Raw genomic sequence first — 7,740 nt, 5'->3', positions numbered from 1 at the left:
ACCGAGGGCCACCGGACGACCCCTGGTGGCCCGCGGTCCGCAGCGGGCCGAGAGCTGTGCTCACTTACCTCATCAGGCGGCTGTTCGCCGCCGCAGTGATGCTCGTGGTCATCATGGTGGTGGTCTTCAGCATCTTCTTCCTCGTCCCCAAGTGGGTGGGCGTCGACATCGCCACGAGCTTCGTGGGCAAGCAGGCCGACCCCGCCGCCGTCGAGGCCGTGCGGACGAAACTGGGCCTGAGCGACCCGATCTACGCCCAGGTCTGGGAGTTCTTCAAGGGCATCTTCGCGGGCCGCACCTACGCGGCCGGCGGTGACGTCACGCACTGCTCCGCGCCGTGCTTCGGCTACTCCTTCCGCAGCGAGCAGGCCATCTGGCCGGTGCTCACCGACCGCTTCCCGGTGACCCTGGGTCTGGCGCTCGGTGCCGCGCTGCTGTGGCTGGTCTTCGGTGTCGCCGCCGGTGTGCTCTCCGCCCTCAAGCGGGGCACCCTGTGGGACCGCGGTGCGATGGTCGTCGCCCTGGCGGGTGTCTCCCTCCCCATCTACTTCACCGGTCTGCTGAGCCTGGCGATCTTCAGCTACGGACTCGGCTGGATCGACGGGCAGTACGTGCCGCTGGAGGAGAGCTTCTCCGGCTGGCTGGGCGGCATGATCCTGCCGTGGGTCACCCTCGCGTTCCTGTACGCGGCGATGTACGCCCGGATCACCCGCGCCACCATGCTGGAGATCCTCGGCGAGGACTACATCCGCACCGCACGCGCCAAGGGCCTGCGGGAACAGGTGGTCATCGGCAAGCACGCGATGCGCTCGACGATGACGCCGATCCTGACCATGCTCGGCATGGACCTCGGCGCCCTCATCGGCGGCGCGATCCTGACCGAGACCACGTTCAGCCTGCCCGGCCTCGGCCAGGCGGTGCTCAACGCCATCAAGACCCAGGACCTGCCCATCATCCTGGGCGTCACCCTGATCACCTCCCTCGCGGTGCTCCTGGCCAACCTCGTGGTGGACATCCTGTACGCCGTGATCGACCCCCGAGTGAGGCTCGCATGACCGAACTCAGCAAGACCGGAGCGGCCGTGGGCGAGCCCACCACCGCTGCCGCCCCGACCGCCTTCCTGGAAGTGCGCGACCTGAAGGTGCACTTCCCGACCGACGACGGCCTGGTCAAGTCCGTCGACGGGCTCAGCTTCCAGCTGGAGAAGGGCAAGACCCTCGGCATCGTGGGCGAGTCGGGCTCCGGCAAGTCGGTGACCTCGCTCGGCATCATGGGCCTGCACACCGCCGGCCAGTACGGCAAGCGCAAGGCGCAGATCTCCGGCGAGATCTGGCTGAACGGCACCGAGCTGCTGTCCGCCCCCGCCGACCAGGTGCGCCGGATGCGCGGCCGCGAGATGGCGATGATCTTCCAGGATCCGCTGTCCGCGCTGCACCCGTACTACACGATCGGCCAGCAGATCGTGGAGGCGTACCGCATCCACCACGACGTCGACAAGAAGACCGCCAGGCGACGCGCGGTGGAGATGCTCGACCGGGTCGGCATTCCGCAGCCCGACAAGCGGGTCGACAACTACCCGCACGAGTTCTCCGGCGGTATGCGGCAGCGCGCGATGATCGCGATGTCGCTGGTCAACAACCCCGAACTGCTCATCGCGGACGAGCCGACCACCGCCCTCGACGTGACCGTCCAGGCGCAGATCCTCGACCTGATCCGCGATCTGCAGAAGGAGTTCGGCTCCGCCGTCATCGTCATCACCCACGACCTGGGCGTCGTCGCCGAACTGGCCGACGACCTGCTGGTGATGTACGGCGGCCGCTGCGTGGAGCGCGGCCCCGCCGAGAAGGTGTTCTACGAGCCCCGCCACCCCTACACCTGGGGCCTGCTCGGCTCGATGCCGCGCCTGGACCGTGACCAGCAGGAGCGCCTCGTCCCGGTCAAGGGATCCCCGCCCTCCCTGATCAACCTCCCGTCCGGCTGCGCCTTCAACCCGCGCTGCCCGTACGCGGACATCCCGAAGGACGACGTCACCCGCACGGTCCGCCCCGAGCTGACCGAGGTCGGCAGCAGGCACTGGGCCGCCTGCCACATGTCGCAGGAGCAGCGGGAGCGGATCTGGACCGAAGAGATTGCGCCGAAGCTGTGAGCGAGGAAAAAGCAGTGAGTAGCCCTGCGCAGAGCGACGGTGCCACGCTGACCGCGGACGCCGCCCCCGGCGAGACCCTGCTGAAGGTGACCGGGCTGCAGAAGCACTTCCCGATCCGCAAGGGCCTGCTCAAGCGGCAGGTCGGCGCGGTCCGTGCGGTGGACGGCCTCGACTTCGAGGTGCGCTCCGGCGAAACCCTCGGCGTCGTGGGCGAGTCCGGCTGCGGCAAGTCGACGATGGGCCGCCTGATCACCCGGCTCCTCGAACCGACGGCCGGCACGGTCGAGTTCGGGGGCAAGGACATCACGCACCTCGGCGTCGGCGGGATGCGTCCGCTGCGCCGCGATGTGCAGATGATCTTCCAGGACCCGTACTCGTCGCTGAACCCGCGCCACACCATCGGCACGATCGTCGGCGCCCCCTTCCGGCTGCAGGGCGTCACGCCCGAGGGCGGCATCAAGAAGGAAGTGCAGCGGCTGCTGTCGGTGGTCGGTCTCAACCCCGAGCACTACAACCGCTATCCGCACGAGTTCTCCGGCGGCCAGCGTCAGCGCATCGGCATCGCCCGCGCGCTGGCCCTGAACCCGAAGCTGGTCGTGGCCGACGAGCCGGTCTCCGCGCTGGACGTGTCGATCCAGGCGCAGGTCGTGAATCTGCTGGACGATCTCCAGCAGGAACTGGGCCTGACGTACGTGATCATCGCGCACGACCTGTCGGTCGTCCGGCACGTCTCCGACCGGATCGCGGTGATGTACCTCGGCAAGATCGTCGAGCTCGCCGACCGGGACAAGCTGTACCGGTCGCCGATGCACCCGTACACCAAGGCCCTGCTGTCGGCAGTACCGATCCCGGACCCCTCCCGCAAGTCGGCCAAGAGCGAGCGCATCCTGCTCAAGGGCGACGTGCCCTCGCCGATCTCCCCGCCGAGCGGCTGCCGCTTCCACACCCGGTGCTGGAAGGCGACGGAGATCTGCAAGACCACCGAGCCGCCGCTGCTCGAGCTGCGCCCCGGCCAGCAGGTGGCCTGCCACCACCCGGAGAACTTCGAGGACCAGGCCCCGCAGGACACGGTGCTGCTCACCGCGGCCAAGGAGGCGGCGGAGCTGGTGGCGGACGAGGTGCTCGCGGAGTCGGCGGAGACGAGCGCGGCCGTGGCCAAGGCGGTGGCTGCGGAGTCGGCGGGGTCTGATTCCGGGGAGTCGGCGGACTCAGCCGCGGCGGACTCGTCGGATTCGGATGCGGCGGAGTCGGCGAGCTCGGATGCGGCGGTCTCGTCGGACGCGGCGGACTCGGAGTCGGCGGACTCGTCGGATTCGGAGGCCGCGGACTCGTCGGATTCGGACTCGGATTCGGAGCCCTCGGAGGAGACCGTGACCTCCGACGGCGCCGACGAGAACCCGAAGGCGTCGGACAAGTAGCCGTGTGACGGGGCGTGCACCTTGCTTCGGCAGGTGCACGCCCCGTCGCGCGTCAGAATGTTCGGGTGCTCCAGCAACTGTTCAGCCCTTCCGTCCAGCACACGCTCGACCTGATCGGCATCTTCGTCTTCGCCATCTCCGGCGCGCTGCTGGCCGTCCGCAAGAACTTCGACGTCTTCGGCATCGCCGTCCTCGCCGAGGTCACCGCGCTGGGCGGCGGGCTGTTCCGGGACCTGGTCATCGGGGCCGTACCGCCGGCCGCGTTCACGGATCTGGGGTACTTCGTCACCCCGCTGTTCGCCGCGCTTCTCGTCTTCTTCCTGCACCCGCAGGTGGAGCGCATCCAGACGGGCGTGAACGTCTTCGACGCGGCCGGCCTCGGCCTGTTCTGCGTCGCGGGCACGACGAAGGCGTACGAGTACGGACTCGGCCTGCACGCCTCCGCGGCCCTCGGCCTCGCCACCGCCGTCGGCGGCGGTGTGCTGCGTGACGTCCTCGCCAACGAGGTGCCGTCACTGCTGCGTTGGGACCGTGATCTGTACGCCGTCCCCGCGATCGTCGGCGCCACGATGGTGGCGTTCTGTATCCGCTTCGACGCCCTGACCCCGCTGACCAGCGGACTTGCGGCCGTGACGGCCTTCGTCCTGCGGCTGCTGGCCATGCGGTTCCACTGGCGGGCGCCGCGCGCGTGGAACCGTCGGTCGACGGTGCGCGAGGAGGAACCCTCAAAAGCTACCGCTTAGTAATTTTCTGTTGTACCGTACCGGCATGGCTCAGGCATCCCAGGCGACCATCGGCAACAGCGAGTTCGACCGAGACACCGCTGTCACCCGTCGCGCGGAGGGCGTCTACGACATCGACCTCTCGGCCGGCTGGACGATCATCAACGCCGTCAACGGGGGCTATCTGCTGGCCGTCCTGGGCCGCGCCCTCGCCGACGCCCTGCCGCACCCGGACCCGTTCACCATCTCCGCGCACTACCTGACCGCCTCCCGGCCGGGCCCCGCGGTCGTCCGCACGGACGTCGTGCGCACCGGCCGGACCCTGTCGACGGGGCAGGCGTCCCTCTTCCAGTACGACGAGCAGGGTGGCGAGGTCGAACGGATCCGCGTCCTCGCCTCGTACGGCGACCTCGACACGCTCCCCGACGACGTCCGTACGGCCGCGAAGCCGCCCGCCATCCCGCCGATGGACCAGTGCTTCGGATCCGAGGACGGACCCGCCCCGGTCCCCGGCAGTTCGGCCATCACCGACCGCCTGATGCTCAAGCTCGACCCCTCGACCCTGGGCTGGGCCCTCGGCTCGCCCTCCGGCAAGGGCGAGATGCGGGCCTGGTTCGGCCTGAAGGACGGCCGGGACGCCGACCCCTTCTCGCTGCTTCTGGCGGTGGACGCCCTGCCGCCCACCGCCTTCGAACTCGGTATCTCCGGCTGGGTGCCGACGGTCGAACTGACCGTGCACATACGGTGCCGCCCGGCGCCGGGCCCCCTCCGGGTGTCCATCACCACCCGCAACCTCGCCGGCGGTTTCCTCGAGGAGGACGCCGAGGTGTGGGACAGCGCCGACCGGCTGGTCGCCCAGTCCCGGCAGCTGGCGCGGGTCCGGCTCGGCTGACCGCGTCCGCGGGGTCCTGTCCGTCAGTCCAGCCAGTGTGCGCGGCCGATGCTGATCAGCCGCAGTCGGCGGGCGGCGAGCCGGGTGACGCGCTGCCGTTCCTCCTCGGGACCCTCCAGGGCCTCGAGGAAGAGCGAGGCCGCGATGAGCATCTGATCGACGTACAGGCCCGCGAGCATCAGCAGATCGTCGTCGCTCCAGCCCTCGGCCATGGGGTCGGTGACCAGCGCCGCCTTCACCTCCTCGGTGAACCGGGCCAGTTCGTTCCGGATGGCCTCCCGCACCGGCCGGACCCCGCCGTGCTGCTCACGGGCGATGAAACGGACGTGGGAGGGGTACGCGTCCACGTGACGGGCGATCAACTCCACGGCGCGCGTGATGCGTTCCTCGCTGTCGCCCGCCGTTGACACGATCGTGCTGACCATCGGGTGCAGACTGCCCAGTGCCTCCTCCACCAGCGCCACGCCGAGGTCCTCGGTGGAGCGGAAGTGCCGGTAGAAGGCGGTCGGGGCGACCCCGACGGCACGGGTGACCTCGCGCAGGCCCAGACTGCTCAGACTCTGGCCCTCCAGCAGCTCCAACGCCGCCTCCAGGAGCGCCTGTCGGGTCTTCTGCTTCTGTGCCTGCCGCAGGCCGAGGGTGTGACTCATGCCATGCAGTTAACAACTGTTCTCTGGAATTTAAAAGTCATGGGACACGCTAGACTGGAAAGTCAGTGAACAACTGTAACTACAATCGTTCACCGAGCCTTCGGGCCAGAAGCCGCCCGAGGGCATCCGGAGGGGGATCCCAACCCATGCTGTTCCTCGTCGCCGCACTCCTGCTGCTCGGCCTGGTCATGGGCACCGTCGCCCACGCACCGCTCACCTTCACCGTCGTCGCAGCCATCGTGATCGCCGGCTGGCTCGGCATCTTCGCGCTCCGCGAGCGCCACGGCCGCCGCCGCGCCGCCCGGACGAACTGACCGCCGTCCATCCGACCGATCCGCTCGTCGGGAGCTGACCACCATGCACCTCACCGCACCGGCCACGCGCCGCACCGGAATCCGTGACACCGACGGCATGGCCGTCGCGTCCTTCATCCTCGGCCTCCTGGGCCTGCTCGTCCTGAACATCTTTCTCGGCCCGATCGCCATCGTCCTGGCCGTCGTGGCCCTCGCGCGGGGCACCAACCGCCGGGGCCGGGCCTGGCTGGGTCTCGGGCTGGGCGTCGCCGACCTCGTCGTGCTCGCCGTGTTCATGCAGGCGGACAACACGATTTCGTGGAGCTTCTGATTCCAGACCCGGTCGTCGGATTCCCGCCTGCCCGGCGGTGACAGGGCCTGGCCGCGACGGCCGGAACTGATCGTGGGCAGCGAGGGGCCGGCCGGGACGGGGCCGTAGAATCGGCCTCACCATGGCTTATCTCGACCACGCCGCGACCACCCCGATGCTTCCGGAGGCGGCAGAGGCGCTGACCGCCCACCTCGGCATCACGGGCAACGCCTCCTCCCTCCACGCATCCGGCCGTGCCGCGCGGCGAACCGTCGAGGAAGCCCGCGAGACCCTCGCGGAAGCCCTCGGCGCCCGCCCCAGCGAGGTCGTCTTCACCTCCGGCGGAACGGAGGCCGACAACCTCGCCGTCAAGGGCCTGTACTGGGCCCGCCACGACGCCGACCCGGCCCGCACCCGGGTCCTGGCCAGCCCCGTGGAGCATCACGCCGTCCTCGACGCCGTCCACTGGCTCGGCGAACACGAGGGCGCCACCGTCGAGTACCTCCCGGTCGACTCCTACGGCCGGGTCCACCCGGACGCCCTCCGCGAGGCCATCGCCCGCAACCCCGATGATGTCGCCCTGGCCACCGTCATGTGGGCCAACAACGAGATCGGCACCGTCCTGCCGGTGGCCGAACTCGCCGCGACCGCCGCCGAGTTCGGCGTACCGCTGCACGCCGATGCGGTCCAGGCCGTCGGTCAGCTGCCGGTCGACTTCGCCGCCTCCGGGCTCGCCGCGATGACCGTTTCCGGCCACAAGATCGGCGGCCCGTACGGCATCGGCGCACTCATCCTCGGCCGGGAGTACACCCCCGTACCCGTCCTGCACGGCGGCGGCCAGGAACGCCACGTCCGCTCCGGCACCCTCGACGTCCCCGCGATCGCCTCCTTCGCGGTCGCCGGCAAGCACGCCGCCGAACACCGCGAACGCTTCGCCCGCGAGATCGGTGCCCTGCGCGACGACCTGATCGACGCGGTCCGTACGGCGGTGCCGGACGCGATCCTGGGAGGGGACCCGGTGGACCGCCTCCCGGCCAACGCCCACTTCGCCTTCCCCGGCTGCGAGGGCGACTCCCTGCTGCTGCTCCTGGACGCCCAGGGCATCGAGTGCTCCACCGGCTCCGCCTGCACCGCGGGCGTCGCCCAGCCCAGCCACGTCCTGCTCGCCACCGGCACCGACCCGGACCTGGCCCGCGGCACCCTCCGCTTCTCCCTCGGCCACACCTCCACACCGGCCGACGTCGAGGCGGTCGCCAAGGCCATCGGCCCGGCGGTGGAACGCGCCCGCGCGGCGGGGCTGACCTAGGCC

Annotated in this window: 9 protein-coding genes; 8 read left to right on the top strand and 1 reads right to left on the bottom strand. The window is 70.1% G+C overall.

All coding sequences use genetic code 11. The features are described from left to right. Positions 1-56 precede the first annotated feature (56 nt). From ACTWQJ_RS08930 to ACTWQJ_RS08910, 5 genes are all read left to right on the top strand, one after another. On the top strand, positions 57-1,055 hold the full coding sequence (locus ACTWQJ_RS08930) for an ABC transporter permease (RefSeq protein WP_443306086.1): 999 nt from the start codon (positions 57-59) through the stop codon (positions 1,053-1,055). Continuing rightward, positions 1,052-2,146, top strand: a complete 1,095-nt coding sequence (locus tag ACTWQJ_RS08925; RefSeq protein WP_443306082.1) for an ABC transporter ATP-binding protein — start codon at positions 1,052-1,054, stop codon at positions 2,144-2,146. The genes ACTWQJ_RS08930 and ACTWQJ_RS08925 overlap by 4 nt, the downstream gene beginning before the upstream one ends. 14 nt (positions 2,147-2,160) lie before the next feature. Continuing rightward, the gene (locus tag ACTWQJ_RS08920; protein WP_443306081.1) at positions 2,161-3,564 is read left to right on the top strand and encodes an ABC transporter ATP-binding protein; all 1,404 of its coding nucleotides are present in this window, start codon (positions 2,161-2,163) and stop codon (positions 3,562-3,564) included. A 65-nt stretch (positions 3,565-3,629) separates the two neighbouring features. Further along, positions 3,630-4,307, top strand: a complete 678-nt coding sequence (locus tag ACTWQJ_RS08915; RefSeq protein ID WP_129800457.1) for a trimeric intracellular cation channel family protein — start codon at positions 3,630-3,632, stop codon at positions 4,305-4,307. Positions 4,308-4,332: 25 nt separating this feature from the next. Then, positions 4,333-5,178: a thioesterase family protein gene (locus ACTWQJ_RS08910; protein WP_443306080.1), complete on the top strand. Its 846-nt coding sequence runs from the start codon at positions 4,333-4,335 to the stop codon at positions 5,176-5,178. Positions 5,179-5,201: 23 nt separating this feature from the next. Here the strand turns inward: ACTWQJ_RS08910 and ACTWQJ_RS08905 are convergent, their stop codons facing one another. Beyond that, positions 5,202-5,828, bottom strand: a complete 627-nt coding sequence (locus ACTWQJ_RS08905) for a TetR family transcriptional regulator (RefSeq protein WP_443306079.1) — start codon at positions 5,826-5,828, stop codon at positions 5,202-5,204. A 146-nt stretch (positions 5,829-5,974) separates the two neighbouring features. Here ACTWQJ_RS08905 and ACTWQJ_RS08900 point away from each other — a divergent pair, with 146 nt between their 5' ends. The 3 genes from ACTWQJ_RS08900 to ACTWQJ_RS08890 all read left to right on the top strand — a co-directional run bounded on the left by ACTWQJ_RS08900 (position 5,975) and on the right by ACTWQJ_RS08890 (position 7,737). Then, entirely contained in the window at positions 5,975-6,142 is a 168-nt protein-coding gene (locus tag ACTWQJ_RS08900) for a hypothetical protein (RefSeq protein WP_224734295.1), read from the top strand. 43 nt (positions 6,143-6,185) lie between these two features. Then, positions 6,186-6,452 carry a DUF4190 domain-containing protein gene (locus tag ACTWQJ_RS08895; RefSeq protein ID WP_443306078.1) on the top strand — a complete coding sequence of 89 codons (267 nt, stop codon included), beginning with the start codon at positions 6,186-6,188 and terminating at the stop codon, positions 6,450-6,452. Positions 6,453-6,573: 121 nt separating this feature from the next. Continuing rightward, the gene (locus tag ACTWQJ_RS08890) at positions 6,574-7,737 is read left to right on the top strand and encodes a cysteine desulfurase family protein (protein ID WP_443306077.1); all 1,164 of its coding nucleotides are present in this window, start codon (positions 6,574-6,576) and stop codon (positions 7,735-7,737) included. Positions 7,738-7,740: the final 3 nt, after the last annotated feature.

The organism is Streptomyces sp. KR55 (assembly GCF_052245645.1).
In the GTDB taxonomy this organism is placed as follows: Bacteria; Actinomycetota; Actinomycetes; order Streptomycetales; family Streptomycetaceae; genus Streptomyces; species Streptomyces flavusporus.
The sequence above is the reverse complement of the archived record's forward strand: the minus strand, read 5'-3'. Positions and strand labels throughout refer to the sequence as shown.